At 59.4% G+C, this 23,123-nt stretch carries 23 protein-coding genes; 10 read left to right on the top strand and 13 right to left on the bottom strand.

The genetic code is table 11. The features are described 5' to 3' along the window. From lepB to pdxJ, 5 genes are all read left to right on the top strand, one after another. A complete protein-coding gene (gene lepB, locus G5137_RS19250; protein WP_005335395.1) occupies window positions 1-924 on the top strand; it encodes a signal peptidase I in 924 nt (307 codons plus the stop codon). Further along, the gene (gene rnc / locus G5137_RS19245) at window positions 925-1,596 is read left to right on the top strand and encodes a ribonuclease III (RefSeq protein ID WP_005335394.1); all 672 of its coding nucleotides are present in this window, start codon (window positions 925-927) and stop codon (window positions 1,594-1,596) included. Beyond that, window positions 1,593-2,492: a GTPase Era gene (era, locus tag G5137_RS19240; RefSeq protein ID WP_204384048.1), complete on the top strand. Its 900-nt coding sequence runs from the start codon at window positions 1,593-1,595 to the stop codon at window positions 2,490-2,492. Before rnc ends, era begins: the two co-directional genes overlap by 4 nt. Next, a complete protein-coding gene (recO, locus tag G5137_RS19235) occupies window positions 2,493-3,203 on the top strand; it encodes a DNA repair protein RecO (protein ID WP_005335391.1) in 711 nt (236 codons plus the stop codon). It abuts the gene before it with no gap. A gap of 84 nt (window positions 3,204-3,287) precedes the next feature. After that, window positions 3,288-4,025, top strand: coding sequence for a pyridoxine 5'-phosphate synthase (gene pdxJ / locus G5137_RS19230; RefSeq protein WP_005335389.1), 738 nt, complete (start codon window positions 3,288-3,290; stop codon window positions 4,023-4,025). 96 nt (window positions 4,026-4,121) lie between these two features. Here the strand turns inward: pdxJ and G5137_RS19225 are convergent, their stop codons facing one another. The 10 genes from G5137_RS19225 to kbaZ all read right to left on the bottom strand — a co-directional run bounded on the left by G5137_RS19225 (window position 4,122) and on the right by kbaZ (window position 14,085). Beyond that, window positions 4,122-5,366, bottom strand: a complete 1,245-nt coding sequence (locus tag G5137_RS19225) for a MalY/PatB family protein (protein WP_323928053.1) — start codon at window positions 5,364-5,366, stop codon at window positions 4,122-4,124. Next, window positions 5,353-6,822 carry a maltose/glucose-specific PTS transporter subunit IIBC gene (malX, locus tag G5137_RS19220; protein WP_232354435.1) on the bottom strand — a complete coding sequence of 490 codons (1,470 nt, stop codon included), beginning with the start codon at window positions 6,820-6,822 and terminating at the stop codon, window positions 5,353-5,355. The genes G5137_RS19225 and malX overlap by 14 nt, the downstream gene beginning before the upstream one ends. A 104-nt stretch (window positions 6,823-6,926) precedes the next feature. Next, window positions 6,927-7,781 (bottom strand): tagatose bisphosphate family class II aldolase, encoded by an 855-nt coding sequence (locus tag G5137_RS19215; protein ID WP_421210083.1) that lies wholly within the window; start codon window positions 7,779-7,781, stop codon window positions 6,927-6,929. Then, on the bottom strand, window positions 7,772-8,971 hold the full coding sequence (gene nagA / locus G5137_RS19210; protein WP_421255826.1) for an N-acetylglucosamine-6-phosphate deacetylase: 1,200 nt from the start codon (window positions 8,969-8,971) through the stop codon (window positions 7,772-7,774). The genes G5137_RS19215 and nagA overlap by 10 nt, the downstream gene beginning before the upstream one ends. Beyond that, window positions 8,971-9,411 carry a PTS galactosamine/N-acetylgalactosamine transporter subunit IIA gene (agaF, locus tag G5137_RS19205; protein ID WP_115522006.1) on the bottom strand — a complete coding sequence of 147 codons (441 nt, stop codon included), beginning with the start codon at window positions 9,409-9,411 and terminating at the stop codon, window positions 8,971-8,973. The genes nagA and agaF overlap by 1 nt, the downstream gene beginning before the upstream one ends. A gap of 48 nt (window positions 9,412-9,459) precedes the next feature. Further along, window positions 9,460-10,338: a PTS N-acetylgalactosamine transporter subunit IID gene (agaE, locus tag G5137_RS19200; protein WP_421255825.1), complete on the bottom strand. Its 879-nt coding sequence runs from the start codon at window positions 10,336-10,338 to the stop codon at window positions 9,460-9,462. Then, window positions 10,328-11,101, bottom strand: coding sequence for a PTS N-acetylgalactosamine transporter subunit IIC (gene agaW / locus G5137_RS19195; protein ID WP_005354369.1), 774 nt, complete (start codon window positions 11,099-11,101; stop codon window positions 10,328-10,330). The genes agaE and agaW overlap by 11 nt, the downstream gene beginning before the upstream one ends. A gap of 15 nt (window positions 11,102-11,116) precedes the next feature. Then, the gene (agaV, locus tag G5137_RS19190; protein ID WP_159157552.1) at window positions 11,117-11,590 is read right to left on the bottom strand and encodes a PTS N-acetylgalactosamine transporter subunit IIB; all 474 of its coding nucleotides are present in this window, start codon (window positions 11,588-11,590) and stop codon (window positions 11,117-11,119) included. Beyond that, a complete protein-coding gene (locus G5137_RS19185) occupies window positions 11,590-12,759 on the bottom strand; it encodes an SIS domain-containing protein (protein WP_421255824.1) in 1,170 nt (389 codons plus the stop codon). The genes agaV and G5137_RS19185 overlap by 1 nt, the downstream gene beginning before the upstream one ends. A gap of 12 nt (window positions 12,760-12,771) precedes the next feature. After that, entirely contained in the window at window positions 12,772-14,085 is a 1,314-nt protein-coding gene (gene kbaZ, locus G5137_RS19180) for a tagatose-bisphosphate aldolase subunit KbaZ (protein WP_421255823.1), read from the bottom strand. Between the two features lie 274 nt (window positions 14,086-14,359). On the opposite strand from kbaZ, the gene G5137_RS19175 reads away from it, so the two are divergent. Further along, complete coding sequence (locus G5137_RS19175) at window positions 14,360-15,181, top strand: DeoR family transcriptional regulator (RefSeq protein ID WP_421255822.1); 822 nt, start codon at window positions 14,360-14,362, stop codon at window positions 15,179-15,181. 86 nt (window positions 15,182-15,267) lie between these two features. Beyond that, window positions 15,268-16,023, top strand: coding sequence for a 3'(2'),5'-bisphosphate nucleotidase CysQ (gene cysQ, locus G5137_RS19170; protein WP_421255821.1), 756 nt, complete (start codon window positions 15,268-15,270; stop codon window positions 16,021-16,023). 87 nt (window positions 16,024-16,110) lie between these two features. Here the strand turns inward: cysQ and G5137_RS19165 are convergent, their stop codons facing one another. The 3 genes from G5137_RS19165 to G5137_RS19155 form a co-directional block, all read right to left on the bottom strand. After that, on the bottom strand, window positions 16,111-16,407 hold the full coding sequence (locus G5137_RS19165) for a YciI family protein (RefSeq protein ID WP_005354350.1): 297 nt from the start codon (window positions 16,405-16,407) through the stop codon (window positions 16,111-16,113). Window positions 16,408-16,431: 24 nt separating this feature from the next. After that, window positions 16,432-16,995, bottom strand: a complete 564-nt coding sequence (locus G5137_RS19160; RefSeq protein ID WP_421255820.1) for a septation protein A — start codon at window positions 16,993-16,995, stop codon at window positions 16,432-16,434. A gap of 90 nt (window positions 16,996-17,085) precedes the next feature. Continuing rightward, window positions 17,086-18,609, bottom strand: a complete 1,524-nt coding sequence (locus G5137_RS19155) for an aminotransferase class V-fold PLP-dependent enzyme (RefSeq protein ID WP_421255819.1) — start codon at window positions 18,607-18,609, stop codon at window positions 17,086-17,088. A 175-nt stretch (window positions 18,610-18,784) separates the two neighbouring features. Between G5137_RS19155 and trhA the strand changes: the two genes are divergently transcribed. The 3 genes from trhA to G5137_RS19140 all read left to right on the top strand — a co-directional run. Beyond that, on the top strand, window positions 18,785-19,420 hold the full coding sequence (gene trhA, locus G5137_RS19150; protein WP_005335337.1) for a PAQR family membrane homeostasis protein TrhA: 636 nt from the start codon (window positions 18,785-18,787) through the stop codon (window positions 19,418-19,420). Between the two features lie 127 nt (window positions 19,421-19,547). Beyond that, window positions 19,548-21,209: a putative transporter gene (locus G5137_RS19145; RefSeq protein WP_216952965.1), complete on the top strand. Its 1,662-nt coding sequence runs from the start codon at window positions 19,548-19,550 to the stop codon at window positions 21,207-21,209. Between the two features lie 229 nt (window positions 21,210-21,438). Further along, on the top strand, window positions 21,439-23,123 hold a 1,685-nt coding region (locus tag G5137_RS19140; protein WP_421255818.1), incomplete at its 3' end, for a retention module-containing protein.

Raw genomic sequence — 23,123 nt, 5'->3', positions numbered from 1 at the left:
ATGGCAAGCACGTTTTCCCTGATCCTGGTGGTGGTCTGCGCGATCACCGGTGTTATCTGGTGTCTGGACAAGATGATTTGGTCCAAGCAGCGCGCCGCCAAGATTGCTGTGGCTCGTGCCCATGGCGGTGCCCACCTGGATGAGAAGACCCTGGCCAAGGTCGCCCCCGTGCCGGTCTGGATTGAGCAGACCGCCGGGGTGTTCCCGGTCATCACCTTTGTGCTGATCCTGCGTTCGTTCATTTTTGAACCGTTCCAGATCCCGTCAGGTTCCATGATGCCCACCCTGCTGGTGGGCGACTTCATCCTGGTGGAAAAATTTGCCTATGGTCTGCGGGACCCGGTGACCAACACCAAGTTCCTCGAGACTGGCGAGCCCAAGCGTGGCGACGTGGTGGTGTTCAAGTATCCCCTTGAACCGCGCGTTGACTACATCAAGCGGGTGGTCGGCATGCCGGGTGATCGGGTCATCTATCGCAACAAGGAGCTGATGATCCGGCCCAAGTGCGAAGAGCAGGAAGGGAAAACGTGCCCGGGCTTCAAGAAGCTCGACGTCAAGTTTGAACAAAGAGGCGAATTTACCCAGATGGGGATCCCCCTTGATCGCTATACCGAGCAGTTGGGCGATGTCTCCCACGAGACCCTGCGCAATCCGCTGATGCCCGACATGGTTGGCCGTTACTATCGCCAGCCCGGCACCTACCCCGACGAATGGGTGGTACCGGAAGGGCAATATTTCGTGATGGGCGACAACCGCGACAACAGCACCGACAGCCGCTTCTGGGGCTTTGTGCCCGAGCAGAATCTGGTCGGCAAGGCGGTCGCTATCTGGATAAGTTTTGAATTCGAGCGCGAAGAAGGCTCCCTGCTGCCAAGTTGGGTACCGACAGGTGTGCGCTTCAACCGCATTGGCGGAATCAAGTAAATGAATATCAAGATGAACAGACTGCAGTCCCGTCTCGGGCATGTCTTTGCGGATCTGGAACTGCTGACCCGGGCGCTGACTCACCGCAGCGCCGGCTCTCGTCACAATGAACGACTGGAATTTCTGGGTGACTCGATTTTGAGTCTGGTGATTGCCGACGATCTGTTCCACCGCTTCCCGCAAGCGGCGGAAGGGGATCTCAGCCGGATGCGCGCCACCCTGGTGCGCGAGAAGACCCTGGCCGAACTGGGCCGGGAGTTTGACCTCGGGGATCACCTGATCCTCGGTCCCGGCGAACTCAAGAGCGGCGGTTTTCGCCGCGAATCCATTCTGGCCGACACGGTCGAGGCGGTGATCGGTGCCGTCTATCTGGATACCAATCTTGAGACGGTGCGGACACTGCTGCTGAGCTGGTATGCCAGCCGCCTGGAAGAGATCAAGCCGGGCATCGAGCAGAAAGATCCCAAGACCCGTCTGCAAGAAATTTTGCAGGGAAGCCGCAAATCCCTGCCGACCTACACTGTGACCAACGTCAAGGGCGAGGCCCACAACCAGGAGTTCACTGTCCAGTGTGACGTGGAAGGTCTGGATGGTCCCCTCGTCGGGGTCGGCACCAGCCGTCGCAAGGCCGAACAGGCCGCGGCGCAGCAAGCATTGGAAAAACTGTCATGACAGATACTACCTATTGCGGCTTTGTTGCCATCGTGGGCCGCCCCAACGTGGGTAAGTCCACCCTGCTCAACAAGCTGCTTGGCCAGAAGGTCAGCATCACCTCGAAGAAGCCCCAGACCACCCGTCACCGGATTTTGGGGATCGACACCGAGGATAACTACCAGACCATCTATGTCGACACCCCGGGTCTGCACATTGAAGAGAAACGGGCCATCAACCGTCTGATGAACCGTGCCGCCACCAGTTCGCTGGGTGATGTGGCCATGGTGGTGTTCATGGTCGACGGTACCCACTGGACCAAAGACGACGAGATGGTGCTGGGCAAGCTGCGCAATCTCAAGTGCCCAGTGGTGCTGGCGGTCAACAAGATCGACAACGTCAAAGAGAAAGAAGAGCTGCTGCCCCACCTCGAGTGGCTGGGCCAACAGATGAACTTCGCCCATATTCTGCCCATCAGTGCCGAAAAGGGCACAAACGTGGAGAAGATCCGCGAGTGGGCCAAGGATCTGCTGCCGGAAAACGTCCATTTCTTCCCGGAAGATTACGTGACTGACCGCTCCTCCCGCTTTATGGCCTCCGAAATCATCCGCGAGAAGCTGATGCGCTTCACCGGTGAGGAGTTGCCCTACTCGGTGACGGTGGAGATCGAGCGCTTCAAGGTGGAAGAGAACGGCCTCTATCACATCCACGGCCTGATATTGGTCGAGCGTGATGGCCAGAAGAAGATGGTCATCGGCAACAAGGGTGAGAAGATCAAGACCATCGGCACCGAGGCGCGCCTCGACATGGAACGTCTGTTCCAGAACAAGGTGCACCTCGAGCTGTGGGTCAAGGTCAAGTCGGGCTGGGCTGATGATGAGCGCGCCCTGCGCAGCCTCGGGTATGGCGACGACTGATTGCTGACCCCGGCTTTCGTCATCCATAGTCGGCCCTATCGGGAGACCAGCCAGCTAGTCGAGGTCTTCACCCAGGATAGTGGCCGATTTACTCTGGTGGCCCGCGGTTCTCGCGGGCCACGCTCCCCTCTCAAGGGGTTGTTGCAACCCTTTACCCTGCTCACCATCGCCTGGCGCGGCAAGGGGGATCTCAAGAACCTCACCCAGGTCGAATGCCCGGATCACTCCCTGCGTCTCGGCGGCGATCGCCTCTTCTACGGCCTCTATCTCAACGAGCTGGTTTACTACCTGCTGGAAGCGCACACCCCGTTCCCCGAAGTATTCGATGCCTATGCCCGTGCCATCATGGCGCTGGCTGATGGCGAGACGCCGGAGCTGCCGCTGCGTCGCTTTGAGTTCCTGCTGTTGCAGGCGCTCGGCTATGCGGTGGATTTTGAATACACGGCGGACGACGAGTCGCCCATCGAGCCGACTCTGCTCTATGGCTTCGAGCGTGAATTGGGCTTTGTTGCTTGCGAGCGGGCGCCGGATCCCCGTACCCTGTTTCTCGGTGCCCACCTGCTCGCCTTTGCCGAGGGACGTTTCGATACCCCTCCCTTGCTGCAGGCGGCCAAACGTTTCAGCCGATTGGCACTGCAACCCTATCTGGGCAAGCGTCAGCTAAAGAGTCGGGAGCTGTTTTTAAAACGCAAGGCTAGTATGCAAGGCTGACACAGATTACAGACATACGGATATTGGCGCGGTGTGATTCGCTGACCGCGCAGTCAACAGATGAAGCCTTTCAAGGAGTTCTCAATGAGTGAAATCTATCTGGGTGTGAACATCGACCATATCGCCACCCTGCGCAACGCCCGTGGCACCCAGTATCCGGATCCGGTACAGGCCGCCTTCGTGGCCGAACAGGCCGGGGCCGATGGCATAACCGTGCATCTGCGAGAAGATCGCCGCCACATCACCGACCGCGATGTGGAGATCCTGCGCCAGACCATCCAGACCAGAATGAATTTGGAGATGGCGGTGACCGAAGAGATGATCGGCATCGCCTGCCGCATCAAGCCTCACTTCGTCTGTCTGGTGCCGGAGAAGCGCACCGAGGTGACCACCGAGGGCGGTCTGGATGTGGCCGGTCAGCTGGACAAGGTGACTGATGCCGTTGCCCGTCTCTCCGCCGTGGGGGCTCAGGTATCCCTCTTTATCGATGCCGACCCAATCCAGATCGATGCGGCCGCCGAGAGTGGCGCCCCCTTTATCGAGATCCACACCGGCCGTTACGCCGATGCAACTACCGATGCCGAGCGCAACGCCGAGTTCAAGCGCATCGCCGCCGGTGCCTCCTATGCCGCTGGCAAGGGGCTCAAGGTCAATGCCGGCCACGGTCTGCACTACCACAACGTCAAGGCCATCGCCGCCATCCCCGAGCTCTATGAGCTCAACATCGGCCACGCCATCATCGGCCGCGCCGCCTTCGACGGCCTGGCCAAGGCCGTGAGCGACATGCGCCTGCTGATGCAGGAAGCTCGTCAGGGGATCTGATGCTTCGGGCACTGGCAACGCACAGTGGCCATATGAAACAAAAGGGACTCCATGGCGTCCCTTTTGTTGTTTCTGCCGATGGGAATATCGCAGTCGTCAGACCTGCTGCTGCGCCCATCTTCCCAGACGTTGCAGCGCCTCGCCGAGCAGCTGGCGGGAGGTGCCTATGTTGATCCGCACATACTCTTCGCCATCGCTGACGTAGTGGGAGCCATCTTCGATGATGACCCCCGCTTCGACTGCCCACCTGCGGGTCACCTCGCTTGCGCTCATTCCGCTCCCTTTGGTATTGACCCAGACCAGATAGGAGGCATCCATCGGCATGACTTGGAAGTCGGGCAGATTCTCCCTGAAGTAGCGCGCCAGCAGGGCGTAGTTCTCTCTCAGATAGAGATTCAATTCGGCCAGCCATGCATCGCACTCGTTATAGGCGGTGATAATTCCCCAGAGCCCGAACACATTGGGAGAGGTGATGGAGTTCTGCTCAAGGCGCGCTCTGAAGCGGTTTCTTATCTGCGGATTTGGAATGATGCTGTAGGAGGTTTTCAATCCGCCCAGATTGAATGCCTTGTTGGGCGAGCTCATCAGCATCATGTTGTTGCAGTAACGCTCCTCCAGTGCCAGAAAGGAGACGAACTCGCCATGGATGATGTGCTCTGCATGCACTTCATCGACCATCATCAACACCTGATGGCGCAGGCAGATGTCGGCAACGGCTTCCAGCTCGGCCTGACTCCAGATCCTGCCCGACGGGTTATGGGGCGAGCAGAGAAAATAGATTTTGGGCTTGTGGCTAATGATCTGCTCCTCCAGCTTCGCCAGATCGATCCGGTATCGTCCTTTGTTCAGGGCTAACGGGTTGGCGACAACCTTGACCCCCTGCCTTTCGGCCGCCTTGGCAAAGGGATCATAGACAGGGGTGTTCATGATGATGCTGTCACCCGGCTGGCAGAATGCCTGCACCGTGTAGTGCAGGGTGGAGACGGTACCATAGGAGAGGGTGATCCACTCCCGTTCCACCGCGACCTTGTGGTGGCGGGCCTGGAAGTTGATGACCGCCTCGTAGAAATCATCGATGCAGTGGGTGTAGCTGAAGGTGCCCCAGCTGATGATTTCGCTGAACTTGCGAGCCACAGCCGGCGGCGATTTGAAATCCATATCGGCAATCCACATGGGAATGCTGTCGGCGGGAACGGGGCCAAAGCGGCTCTCGATCACTTTCATATCCCACTTGCGGCATTTGTCGCTGATGCGATCTGCCAGCTCGTCGAAACGGGAGGATTGCAAGTCGGCAGAGGGGGTTGGGAGGCGCAGGGCCTCCCGATCTTTACAGGAGAGCATCGAGATTATCCTTCACGGTTTGAACCTGAGCGCCAATGATGACCTGCACGCTGTGCTCGTCGATCTTGACGACGGAGAGGGCGCCAGCCTGTTTCAGGATCTTCTCCTGCAGCTTGCCCATATCGTGTACCACCAGTCTCAGCCGTGTGACGCAGTTGTCCAGGCTGACGATATTCTCCTTGCCACCGAGGGCACTCAGGATCACGGCCGGGTCGTGTTTCGCAATCTGGATATCATCGACCTCATCCCTGCCGGGGGTCTTGATGTCATATTTCTTGATGTACCAGTAGAAGACGGTGAAATAGATGGCAGACCAGATAAGGCCAATGGGAATTATCAGATACCACTTGGTTTGCCAGCCCTGCATGATGCCGAAAATAAGCAGGTCGAGTGCACTGCCATCGGTATTGCCGATGGTGACGCCACACATGGCCACCACAAAGAGCGCGGCGCCGGTCATAAAGACATGGAACAGATAGAGTACCGGCGCGACAAACAGGAACAGGAATTCGATGGGCTCGGAAATACCGGTCACGATAGAGACCAGTACCCCGGAGATAATCAGGCTCTTGATTCTGGTTCGATTGCCGGGCGTGGCTGCCATATACATGGCCAACGCTGCAGCAGGCAGACCGAATATAAAGGTCGGCATAAACCCTTGCGACAGGAAGGCGGTTGCTGCCGGGCTGATAGGTTCACCCGCTTTCAACTGGGCGAAGAAGATATTGAGCGCGCCGGAAATGGTTTCGCCATTGACCAGCTCGGTACCGCCTGCCGGGGTAAAGCGCACCATGGCCAGCATGATGTGGTGCAGACCGAGCGGTTTGAGCAGGTTGATGGCCACTCCGTAGAGGAAGGCACCAAAAGAGCCGGCAGAGATGATCATGTTGCCGACCGCAGTAATACCGAGCGCCACATAGTGCCAGAAGAGCGGCATGGCGAGACCTATCAGCGACATGACCAGCACGGTGATGATGGGCACGGAGCGCAGGCCGCTGAAGAACGAGAAGGCGTCGTGCAGTTTGAGGTTATAAAAACGGCGATGGATGAAGTAGGTTACGATCCCCGACACTATGCCACCCAGCACACCCATGGAGAGGGTCTGAACCCCCATCACCATGGCTTGCCCCGCCAGTTTGATATTTTCCGGCGAAGCCAGTTGGCTGGTACTGGCGAGATAGAAGTTGATCCCGATATTCATCGCCATATAGCCGACGAAACCGGAATAGGCCGCGACACCCTTGTTCTTTTCGGTCAATCCCATCGGAATACCGATGGCAAACATGATGGGCAGATAGGTGAAGCCGAAGCTGCCTACGGTTGCCACCAGATTGAAGACGAGCTGGGTATATTCTCCACCAAGAAAAGGAAAATTATCTATGGTGGAGGGGCTGGTAATGGATGACCCCACCCCCAGCAGTAGTCCCATGAATGCCATCAAAGAGACGGGAAACATGAATGTTTTCCCCAAACTCTGGGCAAATTCCCATACCTTATTTCGCAAGGATGCGCGAGCCATCATTATTATCTCCCAGACCTGTTACCGTAATTTTATTGTTATCAAATCTTGTTATTACTCATGCACATACGGATTTTCGCCTCGACAACTTCCTCCATGGCGGCCATGGCGGGTACCAGATACTGGCGCGGGTCGCTGGCATCCGGATGAGAGCCAAGGAAGGCTTTCATTGCATCGGCGAAGGCTATCTTCAGTTCGGTCGCAACGTTGACCTTGCAAATTCCGAGTTCGATGCAGCGGCGCACATCGGCCTCCGGTACGCCGGAGGCGCCGTGCAGCACCAGCGGAATATCTACCTGCTCGCGAATGGCGGCGAGGCGTGCAAAGTCCAGACGGGGCTCCTCCTTGTAGAGGCCGTGTGCGGTACCGATGGCCACGGCCAGCGAGTCGATACCGGTACGGCGGACAAACTCGGCAGCCTTCAGCGGATCGGTAAATTTGGCATTTGCGGCATCGACAATGAGGTCATCTTCCTGACCACCCAGCTGGCCCAGTTCCGCTTCAACGCTGGCGCCCATGCGATGGCAGAAAGTGACCACACTGCGTACTTTCTCGATGTTCTCTTCAAACGGAAAGTGCGAGGCATCGATCATGGCCGAGCGAATGCCCGCTTCGACCTTGTTGTGGATGTCCTGCTCGTCTTCGTGGTGATCCAGATGCAGCACCAGCGGGATGCGGTACTCATGAGCAGCTGCCTGACAGATGGAGACCAGATATTCGACCCCGGCATGGCGATAGGTGCCCGGGGTGCCAGCCAAGATCACCGGAGAGCGCATGCGAGCGGCGGTGCGAGCCACCACCTGCACGGTTTCCAGGTTGTGGATGTTGAAAGCCGGTACGGCGTAGCCACGGCGCTGGGCATCTTTGAGCATTTCATGGGAAGAGATCAGATACATAGTGACTCCTGAGCGTCCTGATTGACGCGAGATCCTGAGAAAAGGGAGGAAAGGTTGGTCGGATTTATCTCCCGGCCAGCCACCCAGATGTGTTGTTGATTGAGTTCAGTGGTGAGGGCGAGCAGATTGGCCTGTTTGCCAACTGCCAGTGAACCGAGGCGATCGGCAATGCCGAGCATCTTTGCGGGTGCCAGCGAGGCCATTGTGATGGCCTCATCGAGCGGCACATCCGCCAGCTGCACCATGTTGCGTACGGCGCCAAGCAGGGTGAGAGTGCTGCCCGCCAGACCGCCGGTTTCGGTGCGTACCACGCCGTTCTTCATCTCGACCCGATAGTTGCCAAGCAGATAGTGACCGTCGGGCATACCGGCGGCGCGCATCGCATCGGTGATCAAGAGCAGGCGCTGGCCGGCGCAGCAGTGACAGAGCTTGAGCACGCTCGGGTGGAGATGATTGCCATCGGCGATCAGCTCCAGCCAAGCTGCGGGATGGACAAGACCTGCACCGACCATGCCGGGTTCGCGGTGGTGCAGGCCGCGCATGCCATTGAAGCAGTGCACCAGCCCGGAGGCGCCCGCTGCCAGCGCCGCCATGGTGGTATTGTGATCCGCCGCCGAGTGGCCCAGCATTACCCGCACGCCGTTTGCGGCAAGATGGTGAATGGACGCGATGGCGTTGGGCTTTTCCGGTGCCAGCGCGACCACCTTCAGGGTGCCGCGCGCCAGCTGTTGCAGGTGGTTCAGCTCGGCAATATCCAGCTCCCGAAACAGCGCCTGATCGTGGGCGCCCTTGTTGTCCGGTGTGAAGTAGGGCCCTTCCAGATAGCAGCCGAGCAGCTCTGCGCCCGGCATGCCACGGGCAACGCCATCGGCAATGCGGGCAAGAGCTTGCTCTATCTCGGGGAGTGGGGCGGTGACCGTGGTGGCAAGAAAAGCGCCGACCCCTTCTGTCGCCTTGGCCATCGACAAGGTTGCCAAGGCATTGTCCTCGCTATCCATGACATCGACACCGGCACCGCCGTGGACATGACCGTCGATCAGCGCTGGCACCAGCAGCTCGACATCCCGCGCCGGATCGCCATCAGTGATGGGGTCGATAGCGGTGATGATGCCCCCTTCATGGGTCAGCTCCTGATGTTCCAGCCAACCCTGTTCGGTCAGCAGGCGACGGGCACGGATCCGTGAGGCCATCAGATGCCCTCCTCGGCGAGAGCGACATCTGTCTGACGCTCTTTACTCATCTCATCTGCCAGCGAGGTGAGCCCCCGGTGGCCGCAATCAAGGGCCTGCCTGCGGAATTCACGGGCGCTGAGGCCATCGCGCTCCAGCGCCATCTCCAGCAGCAGTTGCAGGTTGGTACCGGTAATAACCTCCCGCTCTGGCTGGTGCAGTGAGAGGGTTGAGGCGACCCGAAACGGGGTGCCGCCGAGCAGATCGGTCAGGAAGACCACGCCATCCCCCTTGTCGACCTCTGCCAGCGCCGCTTCGCACTGTGCCTGCAGCAGGGCGGTGGTGGAGCTCTCGGGAAAGTCGATGGCGATAACCGCTTCCTGTTCGCCGAGGATCTGCAGCATGGCGCGCTCCAGACCGCTGGCGAAACCGCCATGACCACAAATGATGATGCCCAACATAGTCTGTTCCTTTACTGCAAAGGGGGCCGGCTTACTGCCGGCTCCGGATTAGAGGAAACCGGCGAACTTGCCGACGATACCGAGTACCACCGTGATGACGATGAGGCGCAGCGGGCTCCAGCCTTTGCGGATCAGGGCGTACATCGCTAGGGTGTAGAGCAGCGGCAGGAAGGCGGGCATCAGCTTGTCGAGCACATCAGCCTGCAGTTTGACGACTGCATCACCAGCAGTAATTTCCAGCGTGGTGCCAAGGCGCACATAGGTGGCGACCAGCGCGCCGATCACCGTCATACCGACGATGGAGGCGGCATGGCCCACCTTGCGGGTATTGGCCTTAATGACCGGAATGGCCGCTACCCCCATGCGGTAGGCGTAGTGCGCCAGACCAAAACGCAGGCCGAAGTGCACCACGTTGAACAGCAGGAAGAAGACCACGGCCCCCATGATGGAGCCTTGCAGCGCCAGATCTGCCCCTATGCCGCCACAGATGGGGAGCAGGGTGAGCCAGAACATGGCATCGCCGATCCCGCCGAGCGGTGCACCGACGGCAATTTTGGTGCTCTGGATGCTGTTGACGTTCTGCTTGGAGCGCTCCATCGCCAGCACGATCCCCATCACGAAGGTGACCAGGAAGGGGTGGGTGTTGAAGAAACCCATGTGCCCTTTCATGGCCCGAGAGAGATCCCGCGGATTGGTGTGGATCTTCTGCAGTGCGGGCAGCAAACCATAGAGCCAGCCGGAGGCCTGCATCCGCTCATAGTTGAAGGAGGCCTGCAGCAGCAGGGAGCGCCAGGCAAAGCGGTTGATATCCTGCTTGGTCAGCTCTGCGCCAAGCTGCTGATCTTCATAGGTGTCGTCGGATTGTGGCCAGGTATTGTGCGGTTCGGCGCTGGAGATGATCCGCGCAGCTGTGTTGTTAGATGCCATCTTCGGTTTCCTCCTGAACAGGACGAGCTTGCGGGGTGGTGGTGCGCATGAAGTCGATCAGGGCCATGGCCAGCGCGGCGGCGGCGATGGCCAGCACAGGCAACTGGAGCCAGGCGGCAGCGACGAAACCGAGGATGAAGTAGGGGATATAGACGTTCTTCATCATGATCTTGAGCAGCACGGCAAAACCGATGGCGGGCATGATGCCGCCAGCAACGCCGAGGCCGTCGATGAGGCGGGCAGGCAGCACGTCGATGGCTGCCTTGGCATGTTCGGCCCCGAAGTAGGTGGGCAGGAAGGCACAGAGGAAGTAGAAGGTGCCCAGCGCCAGCAGCGCCAGGTAGTTGACCCGCTCGATACCGCGCACGTCAGCCGCTTCGGCCATGCGATCGCAGCGGGACATCACCCCCGACATCACCGAGAACAGGAAGGTGATCCCCATCTGCACGGCAACGGCGAAGGGAACGGCAACCCCGACCGCCACATCCGGTTTGACCCCGGTGGTGATGGCGAAGGTGGCGCCGACTATGGTGCCGATAATGACGTTGGGCGGTTGCGCCCCCGCTAGCGGGGCCAACCCCATCCAGACCAGCTCCAGAGTACCGCCCACCAAAATACCGGTGGGCAGGTCGCCGAGGATGAGGCCAACCAGCGGCCCCAGCACCACGGGACGGTGGAAGTGGGTCAGACCGTTGAACAGGTCGAGTCCGGCGAAAAACGCCAGGATGCCAAGCAGCAGACCTTGTAACAAACTGATTTCCATCACAATTGTCCTTAATCAGAGCAAATTGAAAATGTCCTGTGCCGGTTCGGTCGGCACGCCCTGGACATAGCACTCGACACGGGCGTCCCGCAGGGCGCGAAATGCGGTGATGTCCTGTTCGTCCACGGATACGGTCTTGTGGATTTGACGCTTGCCGTCGGCGTAATGCATGTTGCCGACGTTGATCCGGGAGATGGGGACACCTCCCTGAACCAGGGTGTTGAAATCGGTAGGGGTTTTGCAGACCAGCAGGATCTTCTGGCGATCTGCCGCCTTGTGGATGTTGTCGATCACCTTCTGGAGCGGCCAGAACCGCACCGCAATGCCTTCGGCCAGTACCATCTCCATCAGGTTCTGCTGGATGGGGTCCTCTGCCACTTCGTCGTTGGCAACCAGCACCAGATTGGCACCGGCAAAGCCGACCCACTGGACACCGACCTGACCGTGGATCAGACGCTCATCGATCCGGCTCAATACGATATTGGGCATCACAGCACTCCTTCTTGGTGGAACGGATAGATATTGACTCCCTGCACGACCCGGTTGACCTGACCGGTGGGGCAGGGATTGTCCGGGCTGATCCCCAGTCCCAGCGAGGTATGGAAGGCGTAGTACTGGGCATAGAGCAGGTAGCAGAAGGCGAGCTGGGCATCGTCGCCATGCAGGGTGTGGGGCAGGTAGATATGTTCCCCCTCCTCGATGGCAGGATGGTGCTGGTCGGCGATGGCGATCACCCGGGCGGCTTTGCCATCGCTTCGCAGCTCGCGCAGCAGATCCAGATCGTAGTGCCGGGTGTAAGGGTCGTTGGAGATGAGCAGCACGATGAGCGTCTGCTCGTTGACGACCGATTTCGGGCCGTGGCGAAAACCGGTAGGGGAGTCGAACATGGCGACCAGACGGCCTGCGGTCAGCTCCAGCAGCTTGAGTGCTGCCTCCTGCGCCACCCCTTGCAGACTGCCGCTGCCAAGATAGATGACCCGTTCGGGCAACGGCTCATTCCAGACCGGTACGTGCTGTACGACCTGCTCCAGAATGGCGTCACTGGTGGCGACCAGCTGCTCGCAGCGCTGGCTGTTGAACCGCTCTGGCAGGAAGAGAGCCAGACAGCTCAACATCATGCTGGTCAGGCTGCTGGTCATGGCGAAGCTGCGATCATTGGTCTGGGGCGGCATCAGCAGGGCTAGAGAGTGGGCATCTTGCTGGCAGCGGCGATAGAGCGCCCCTTCACCGTTGCAGGTCAGTACCAGATGGTGGCAGTGGCTGAGCAGCTGGCTGGTCAGTTCGACCGCCGCAACGCTCTCGGGGCTGTTGCCGGAGCGGGCAAAGGAGATAAGCAGGGTAGGGCAATCTTCGGCCAGATACTCGGCGGGATCGGTGACGATATCCGTGGTGGCGATCGCCTCGACCCGGGCATGCAGGTGGGCCGAGAGATAGGGGGCGAGCGCCCGACCGGCAAAGGCGGAGGTGCCAGCCCCGGTCAGGATGATGCGCAGCTCTTGCCGGGCCAGCAGTGGTGTCAGAAAACGGGTCAGTGCAGGACGGCACTCCTCGACCATGGCGAGGGTCTCGCGCCAGGTGGCGGGTTGCTGGCGAATTTCACGGGCAGTCGCCAGGCCATTGGCACTGCGCAACATCTCTTCTGAATAACCAAGGATCATGTCTGCAACTCCTTATGCAACAGGGTCGAGCTGGGAATGGCGGCGAGAGGCCGCAGTGCAGGCGCTGGCGTAGTGCCGCAGCACCTCCTGCACCTGATCGAGAATGAGGTCATGGGGATTGGCCGAGAGCGCGCCCTGACGCACCTTGCGATACTGCAGGGGCAGATGCTGGCTCAGCAGGGGGAGCGGGATGGGCTCCGCCGCCAGATTGGCCAGCAATCTGGCGTAGCACTCATCGACCCGGCTATCGGGCCAGTAGTAGCGAATGCGATCCGAATAGCTGTAGCCACGGGCCAGCCGGCACTCGTTGGCACTGCCCTGATAGTGGCTGCGCCAGAAGTCGGGGCGCTCCAGCATGGTCTCTTCCATCACCTTGCGCAGACCTGAACAGGCCTTGGCCACCACCAGCTCCTCCTCGATAGCGGCAAGGGCAAACAGCGCTTCGCGCAGGGCGAAGGTGAGGGCAGGGCCGACCTTGAGAATGGCAAAGTGGTCGCGTACCAGCTGGCGGTAGGCCTCAGGAGTCTGGTAATCGGTGGAGTGAGCCTCGAACACCATGTGGGGATAGGCTTCGATCATCCGGCTAAGAGGGGCCGCTTTTTCGGGCCGGTAATCGATGACGCGGGTATGGTCAAACTCGACGCCGGGTTGCACCACCAGACCGATCACCCTCGGCCAGATATGGGCCAGCCCCGCCTTGTTGAAGGCCTGTTGATGGGCCTCGAGGGTGTGGCGTGCCGCCTCCGGCGTGGTGACCGCCAACTCGGCAAGATCTTCATGGGCACCGCCCGGCACCGGCACCTCGGTGCCAATCACATAGACCAGATCGCTCTCGCCAAAAGTGGCCAGACAGGTTTGCTCGGCGATCTGCGCCAGCCGTGCGGCTCGCTCTGCGACCAGCTCATCGGTCAGGGGAACGGGATCGCCCTGACAGGACATGCTGCAGTCGAGGTGGATCTTCTTGAACCCGGCAGCGACATAGCTGGCGATGAGATCCCTGGCATGGGCTATGGCCTGCTCGGCCGGTTCCCCCTGCCAGCGGTTGGGGCCCAGATGGTCGCCCCCCAGAATGAGGCGCTGCGCCGGAAAGTGACACTGTGCCGCCAGCTCGTAGAGGCGATCGCGAAAGTCGGCGGGGGTCATGCCGGTATAGCCGCCAAACTGATCCACCTGATTGGATGTGGCCTCGACCAGCAGCAGCTCATCCCCTTCGGCGGCCAGCCGCAGCGCGGCCTCCAGCACCAGCGGGTGAGCGGAGCAGACGGCGTAGATCCCGGTCTGTTCTCCCTGTTTGTGTCTTTCGACTAGTGCCAGCATGGATTTCATTTTGATGTCCCTTGGTTGCTGCGTATGGAAAGGTTCTTTCGATTTCTTTTCTTTACGGTAGTGGCGAGCAAAAGAAAACGAAACAAAAGAGTCGTCAGATCTTGAAAGGGATCACAAAAAGAAAGACATCGAAAGTATTTAAATGATGAAAAAAGATGGGGAGAGTAGTGGTAAAGCGTAATGAAGGCTTGATTTGGCACCTTTGCTGAGCGTTAATATGCAAACGTAACGAAGTGAAAGCGATCTTTCACTACAGCATTCCGGCAGAAGAACTATGCAAACAAGCGAAAAAGGTGCGCTCGGAACCAGCGAGCGGCGGGAGCGGATTATTCAGCAGCTGCGCAGCAATGGCAGCGTTCAGGTCAACGAGCTGGCGACTCACTATCAGGTCTCTACCGTGACCATCCGCAACGATCTGGCCTTTCTGGAGAAGCAGGGGGTGGCCGTGCGCGCCTACGGCGGCGCCCTGCTGTGTGAACCGGGCCAGACAGTGCCGGAGCGCACCATTGCCGACAAGAGTGTGCTCAATACTCCGGTGAAGCAGCGGATCGGCGCGCTGGCGGCGACCTTGGTGCCTTCCGGTTGTCGCCTTATCCTCGATTCGGGGACGACAACACTGGAGGTGGCGCGTCATCTGAAGGAACATCAGGAGATCCTGGTGATGACCAACGGCATGAATGTGGCGAATGAACTACTCGAAGCAGAAGGGGTGGAGCTGCTGATGACGGGTGGACATCTGCGCCGCAAGTCGCTCTCCTTCTACGGTGCGCAAGCGGAGCAGTCCCTGCAAAACTACCACTTTGACATGCTGTTTCTCGGGGTGGATGGCATCGATCTGGAGCGCGGCGTCAGCACCCATCATGAGGACGAAGCACGCCTCAACCGCTGCATGTGTCAGGTGGCCGAGCGGATTGTGGTGGTCACCGACTCCAGCAAGTTTGGCCGGCGTAGCCTGCACAAGATCATCGATACCCTGCGTATTCACACCCTGATCACCGACGATGCCGTGCCTGCCGATATCCTTTCCGGCCTGCGCAATGCCGGTATCGAAGTGCTGTTGGTACCAGCCGATGGTAGCAAGGGGCAGGAGAAGTAGGGGCAATATAATCCAGTACAATCAGCTATAAGCGGTTGATGACAAACGCGATAGACTGGGTTTCTCACTCACTGATCGAGTCTGTTATGTACCACCCCGATATCACCGAACTTGAACCTGTCGCTCGCGCGGCGGGAGCGGCCATCATGGCCATCTACAGCCAGCCCTTCGCGGTGGAGTACAAGAGCGACGAGAGTCCGCTGACCGCGGCCGACAAGGGGGCTCATGAGGTGATCGTTCAGGGGTTGGCACGGCTGACTCCGGATATTCCCGTACTGTCTGAGGAGTCGGGGTCCGAGGTGATGGCGGCGCGCCACGGCTGGTCCCGCTACTGGCTGGTGGATCCCCTCGACGGCACCAAGGAGTTTGTCTCGCGCAACGGCGAGTTCACCGTCAATATTGCGCTGATTGAAGGGGGGGCGCCGCGTTGGGGGCTGGTCTATGCCCCTGTGCTGGACAAGCTCTGGTATGGCGGAAAGGGGCTCGGTGCCTGGCGCATCGCCGATGGCAAGCGCGAGCCTATCCAGGCCCGGCCTCATCGTGAAGGCGAGGCGTGGCGAGTGGTGGGCAGTCGCAACCACCTGTCGCAGGAGACCCTCGATTTCTTGGCTCCTTTTGGCGAGATCGAGCTGATCTCCATGGGCAGCTCCCTCAAGTTCTGTATCATTGCCGAGGGGGGCGCCGAGCTCTATCCACGCCTCGCCCCCACCTGCGAGTGGGATACCGGCGCTGCGCAGGCGGTGCTGGAGGGGGCGGGGGGCAGCGTCACCCAACTCGATGGCTCATCCCTTGCCTACAACAAGCCCGATATCCTCAATCCCTGGTTTGTCGCCAGAGCGTGACCTTGTTGGTGCGCTGAGCATCGCGCAATAAAAAGAGGCCGGAGCGGGTTGTACACCCATTCCGGCCTCTTTGTATTTGACGCAGTTTTAAAAGACTTTCTTGAACGGCTTGATGGTGACCTTGGCATAGACGCCAGCTGCCACATAGGGATCGGCATCGGCCCAAGCTTGGGCATCCGCCTGCGAGGCAAACTCGGCGATGACTGTGCTGCCGGTAAAGCCTGCATCAGCCGGATCCTCTGCATCGATGGCAGGATTAGGACCGGCGGTCAGCAGCCGACCTTCATCCTGCAGGGCTTGCAGCCGGGCCAGATGGGCAGGGCGAACCTGCTTGCGCAGTGGCAGGCTATCGGGGACATCTTCGGAGTAGATGAGATACCACATGAGAGGATCCTTTTCTGATGAGGGTTATTCTTTGGGGTCGTCTTTTTGCTGGGACAACTGCTCGGCAGGGATGTGGCGATAGAGATAGACGCCGCTCAGCAGGGTAAAGACCAGCGTCATTCCCAGCAGGCCGAACACCTTGAAGTTGACCCACATCTCCTGCGGCAGGTTGAACGCCACGTAGAGGTTGAGCAGGCCACAGACGGTAAAGAAGCCGACCCAGCCGAGATTGACTGTGTCCCAGACCTTATCGGGTGCCTGCAGCTCCTTGGCCAGCATCTGTTTGATCAGATTCTTGCCAAAGCCGTAGCGGCTGATGAGCAGACCCAGTGCGAACAGTACGTTGATGACAGTCACTTTCCACTTGATGAAGGTATCATCGTGGAAGAAGACGGTGAGGCCGCCAAAGAAGCCGACCAGCAGGAAGGTAAAGAGCTGCATCTTCTCGACTTTGCGATAGCGGATCCAGCTATAGGCGAGCTGCAGACCGGTGACCACTACCAGTGCGCCGGTAGCCATGTAGATGTCGTAGAACTTGTAGACCGCGAAGAAAACGATAAGTGGAATAAATTCAATAAATTGCTTCATTGTTGGCGCCTAGTCCTCAAAGATGGCCTGCAAATTTCGCCCAGTCTACCTGCATGGCGGACAACGGCAAATGAATAAGACCGCTCATTTTTACGCCGGTTCCGCGCTGTCGCCAAACAGTAGACGTGCAATGGAGATCCCCAGTCGCTGCTGATCGGCCAGCAGGTCGCGGATATGGCGCTCTTCAATCAGGGGATTGAGCAGCACGGCACGCAGCAGGGTAAGCGGCTGGGCACCGTAGCGCACCACGGCCCGCTGGGTACGGGAGACAAAGCTGTGCCCCTCGGCGCGCTGGGCTTTTTGCAGCGCTACGTTGAAGGCGTTGATCTGTTCGTTGGCCGCTTCATCCAGCACCTTGCCCTGCAGATGGGGCGGGATGCAGCGATAGGAGAGCAGGTTCATCACCGGAGCAGACATCAACTCAAAGGCGGGGTCGCTTTCGATGAGCTCTGCCATCAGCCGGGCCCGGTCGTAGTTGGCTTCGATAAGCTCGGCATAGCCTTGCTGGCCGAACAGCTGGAAGGCGGCGTCCAGATAGAGGGCATTGGCCGGTCGGGTGCCCTCCAGAGTAAAGCGGCCCTGATCGAACGAGGTGGCTCGAATGGCGTAGGGGGCCTCCCGCTTGACCGCCATCATCAGGTCCGGCTGGCGGCAGAGCAGCATGCCGGTACCGAGTGGAACCAGCAGCTGTTTGTGGCCATCGAGGGTGACTGTGTCGGCCTGCTCTATTCCGGCCAGCAGACCTTGATAGCGGGGGGAGAAGAGGGTCGGGCCGCCCCAGGCCGCATCCACGTGGAAGTGGATCTGCTCGCGCTCGGCGATGGCGGCCAGCTCAGGCAGGGGGTCGATGGAGCCAAAGTCGGTACTGCCAGCCACGCCGATCAATGCCAGTACTTTCAATTTCTGCTCTTTGCACTGGATCAGCGCCTGCTCCAGCGCGGCCAGACTGAGCCGGTTCTGTTCGTCGGTCTCGAGGCGCCAGACGCTGCGGGCGCCCAGTCCCAACAGATCCATCCCCTTGTCGAAGGAGTAGTGCATCAGCCGGGAGCCCAGAATGACGGCGCCGCGATAGCCCTGCTCATAGAGGGCGAACAGGTTGTCGCCGCAGGCACGGTTGCGGGCTAGCCACAGCGCCGTGACGTTGGCGATGGTGCCGCCGCTGGTCATGACGCCGAGGGCGGCATCCTTGGCATGCATCTGCTCGCCGTAGAAAGCATCGTCCCTGCCATAGATGAGGCGGTGCAGCTTGGCCAGCACCTCCCGCTCCAGAAAGCTGAGCAGTCGGGAGGACTCCATCTTCATCGGATTCTGGTTGAGCATCACCAGCAGGCGCGACAGCTCGGCAGTGAAGGCCGGCAATGGTGCTGTCATATGACCCATGTAGCGTGGCGAGGTGAGATGGGATGCGCCGGGTACCAGGGTGGCCAGCCGCGCCAGATACTCATCGATGGAGAGACCGACCGCAGGCATTCGGGATTGAGCGAGCTGGTGGGTGAACTGGTCGCGCTGGTAGATAGCCTGACTGTCGTCGGAGTGGTGGAAGCTCTCCAGCAAGGTGTTCATCGCCTCGCCAAAGGCGGGATCCGCTTGTGTAAACAGCTCAGTCAACGTCATCAGGTTCTCCAGACCAGGTCACCGGTGTTGGTGTCTATGCCGCTTCTGTCGGGCATCGGCGGCAGAGCATACACCAAAGGGGGGCGGGTGACAGCCACTCCATTTTTTAAGCGAACACTTGTACTCCGAAATGGCGCTGGGTAGAGTGAGCCACAGTTATTGTGGAGTCGATGTTATGAGTGGTGTGATGGATTACTCCCCCCGGGAGGAGCTGGCAAACCGGCTGAGTCACGGTGCGGGATTGTTGCTGGGGATTGTCGGGCTGGTGCTGTTGCTCATCAAGGGATGGGGGCAGGGTACGCAGGCGCTGGTGAGCTACAGCCTTTATGGCGGCAGTCTGGTGCTACTCTATCTTGCCTCGACCCTCTACCACAGCATGGCGGAAGGGCGGGCCAGACGCTGGTGCAAGGTGTTTGATCACTGTGCCATCTATCTGCTGATTGCCGGTACTTATACTCCCTTCCTGCTGGTTGCACTCGACACGCCGCTGGCAAAGGGGTTGATGGTGGTGATCTGGGCCCTGGCGCTGGCTGGCGTGGTGTTCAAGTTGGTATTTATCAACCGCTTCAAGAAGTTGTCGCTCTTTACCTACCTGATGTTGGGCTGGTTGTCGCTGGTGGTCATCTACCAGCTCTATATCCATCTGGCCGGTGAGGGGCTGCTGCTGCTCGGGCTTGGCGGCCTTATCTACAGCCTCGGGGTCATCTTCTATGTGGCCAAGCAGATCCCCTATAACCACGCCATCTGGCATCTCTTTGTGCTGGGTGGCAGCGTTTGTCACTTTATGGCCATTTACGGCTACGTCGCCTAACGTCTTGCAACTAGCCCTTAATTGGTATTTTTAGCGCGTAAAAGGATAAATTCGTGCGGTATCACACAGTTGGCATCAGCGTTTGCTGACAAGCTAGGGCCAGTTCAATTCGCAAAGGATGCACGAAATGAGTGAAATCGCGCTTTCCATCAGCATGTTGTCGCTGGTGGCAGTGCTGGGACTCTGGCTTGGAAACTGGCGAGTCTATGGCGTTGGGTTAGGGATCGGTGGGGTGCTGTTCGGCGGCATCATAGTGGGTCACTTTGCCGGGGTGTCAGAGCTGGCGCTCGATGAGCAAACACTCCATTTTATTCAAGAGTTTGGCCTGATCCTGTTTGTCTATACCATCGGCATTCAGGTCGGCCCCGGTTTTTTCTCGTCATTGCGCAGCTCCGGACTCAAGCTCAATGCCTTTGCTGCTTTGCTGGTTATCCTGGGGTGCATCGTTGCGGCGGCACTTCATCAACTGTTTGATGTGCCGCTACCGGTGATCCTCGGGGTCTTCTCCGGTGCCGTGACCAATACCCCATCTCTTGGTGCGGGTCAGCAGATCCTGGCGGAGCTGGGAGCTCCCCATGGTTCAACCGGGCTGATGGGGATGGGATACGCAGTGGCCTATCCATTCGGCATCTGCGGCATTTTGCTCACCATGTGGCTGGTCAGGGTCTTCTTTCGCATCAAGATCGACGATGAAGCCGCCCAGTTCGAGTTGCAGACAGGTAAAACCAAGGAGAGCTTGCAGACCATCAACATCGCGGTACGCAACCCCAACATGCATGGCTTGATGCTGAGCGAGATCCCGAGTCTCGACGAGTCTGATGTCATCTGCTCACGCCTCAAGCGTGGCGACGAGCTGATGGTGCCGCGCCCTGATTCCCGTATCGAGCTGGGCGACCTGCTGCACCTGGTTGGTGAGCGCCATGCACTGCACAAGGTGTTGCTGGTGCTGGGTGAAGAGGTCGACACCTCCCTATCGACTCGCGGTACCGACCTGAGGGTGGAGCGGGTCGTGGTGACCAACGAGCAGGTGCTGGGCAAGAAGATCCGCGATCTTGACATCAAACAGCGCTATGACGTGGTGATCTCGCGCCTCAACCGGGCCGGTATCGAGCTGGTACCGACCAGCCAGACCAGTCTGCAGTTTGGTGACATCCTCAACCTGGTAGGTCGTCTCGATGCCATCGAGGCCGTGACCAATGTGGTCGGCAACGTGCAACAAAAACTGCAACAGGTGCAGATGTTGCCGGTATTTATCGGGATTGGCCTCGGCGTATTGCTCGGCTCCATCCCCTTCTACCTGCCCGGATTCCCGGCCGCTCTCAAATTGGGTCTGGCGGGGGGGCCGCTGGTGGTGGCGCTGATCCTGTCGCGGATCGGCAGCATCGGCAAGCTCTACTGGTTCATGCCCCCCAGCGCCAACCTCGCGCTGCGGGAGATCGGGATCGTGCTGTTTCTGGCGGTGGTTGGCTTCAAGTCAGGGGCCGGCTTTGTTGATACCCTGATCAACGGTGATGGCCCCTCCTGGATGCTATATGGGGCAGCGATTACCCTGATCCCCTTGCTGGTGGTCGGGGTGCTGGCGCGTCTCTATGGCAAGATGAACTATCTCACCCTCTGTGGCTTGCTGGCTGGCTCCATGACGGATCCTCCCGCATTGGCCTTTGCCAACGCCATGCACCCGACCAGTGGTGCCAGTGCGCTCTCATACGCCACTGTCTACCCGCTGGTGATGTTCTTGCGGATCATCTCGCCACAACTGCTGGCCATCATCCTCTGGGCCGGTGCATAGGGTTAAACCGGACAGGAGCATGCCTTGTCATGCTCCTGCCATTATAATGTAATATATTGATAATTTTAGTTTTTATTTTTCGGTAATCCCCTCATCACCCTTCTGTCTGGCTGAACGGTCCAGCCTCAAATCAGTCTATTCTTTCGAATTTTCGAACTGGTTATTTGCTCTCTCTCTGTGCAGAGTAGGCTGTGGCTTTTTGCATGCAAATCAGGATTCAGGAGAGAACATGATTACCAATTCCGTTACTCTGGAACAGGGCGTAACCGTCACCCAGCTCAAAGGTCAAGTTTATCAGGTGGCTGCAGATGGTAGCCGCAAGTTGCTGGTGGAAGGGGATGTGCTGCCGAAAGGGGCGGTGATCATGTCGCCGGATGGCGCCAGTTTCATGGGCGGCGGACAGTCTTTCAATGTGCAACCTGCCAGCGAGCAGAGTGAGCCTGCCGAAGAGGAAGATGCTCCCCAGCTGGCGCAAAACAGTGCCGCAGGCACACCCGATGATATCAGTGCCCTGCAAGAAGCCATTTTGGGTGGCGCTGACCCGACCCAGGCCTTTGAAGCCTCCGCCGCAGGCGGTGCACCTGCTGCCGGTGGTGGCGGGGTTGGTGGTGTCGCCGGAGCCAGTGGCAACGGCGGTTTTGTCACCATCGACCGTACCGGCTCCGCAACCATTGCCGAAGCGACCTTCGATACCACCTACAACACCAATGGCGAGCCACCGCTGGATGCTGCAGGAGAAGATGAGGTATTTGACCTTACGCCTCCAACCATCTCCGTGGTAGCGCCAGACAATACCAATGACACCACTCCGACCCTGACCGGAACCACGGATGCGCCTGCTGGCAGCACGGTGACCCTGGTGGTGACCGATGCCAACGGCAATCAGCAGACCCTGACCACTATTGTCACACCTAATGGCACCTTCACCGTGGATGTCGCCACACCGCTGGCCGAAGGGGGCTATCAGGTGACGGCTTCCGTGACCGATCCGGCCGGCAACACCGGCACCGCGACCGATGATGGCAGTGTGGATGTAACCGCTCCGGTGATTACTGTTGATGCACCTGACAATACCAATGACACCACCCCGACCATTACGGGCACTACGGATGCACCTGCTGGCAGCACGGTCACTCTGGTCGTGACCGATGCCAATGGCACTCAACAAACGTTGACCGCCATCGTGCAACCGGGTGGTGGTTACAGCGTAGATGTCACTACTCCGCTGGCGGAAGGCAGCTATAAGGTGACGGCCAGCATCACCGATCCGTCTGGCAACACAGGTACCGCTACCGACGATGGCAGTGTTGATAGCAAGGCCCCTGACCTGGCCATCACCCTGGATGCCGACATCACCGCCGACGACGTCATCAACGCCGCTGAAGCGGGTCAGCAGATCCCGGTCAGCGGCACCGTGACGGGCGAGTTCAAGGTAGGGGACACCGTCACCCTGACCGTCAACAACACCGAATACACCGGCAAGGTGGCTGCCGATGGCCGCTTCACCATCCTGGTGGCGGGCAGCGATCTGGCGGCCGATGGCGACCGCACCATCGATGCCAGCGTGACCAGCACCGACGTGGCGGGCAACAGCGCCACCGCGACCGACAGCGAAGGTTATGAAGTGGATACTGACCTGCCGAGCATCGACCTGGCGGCGATTGGCGATGGCAACCTGTCGGTGGATGAAGCCAAGGCGGTCGAGCTCAAGGGCACGACCAGCAACGTGGAAGATGGCCAGAAGGTCACCCTGACCGTGACCGACGTGAACGGCAAGTCGGTGACCTTCGAGGCGACCGTGAGCGGCGGCAAGTTCAGCACCACCGTAGACCTGGGGGCCAGCGGCCTGGCGGATGGCAAGTTCACCGTGAAGGCGGACGTGACCGACCAGGCGGGCAACCCGGCGAGCGACAA

Source organism: Aeromonas sp. 600282 (assembly GCF_049175755.1).
GTDB lineage: Bacteria > Pseudomonadota > Gammaproteobacteria > Enterobacterales > Aeromonadaceae > Aeromonas > Aeromonas veronii_A.
The sequence above is the reverse complement of the archived record's forward strand: the minus strand, read 5'-3'. Positions and strand labels throughout refer to the sequence as shown.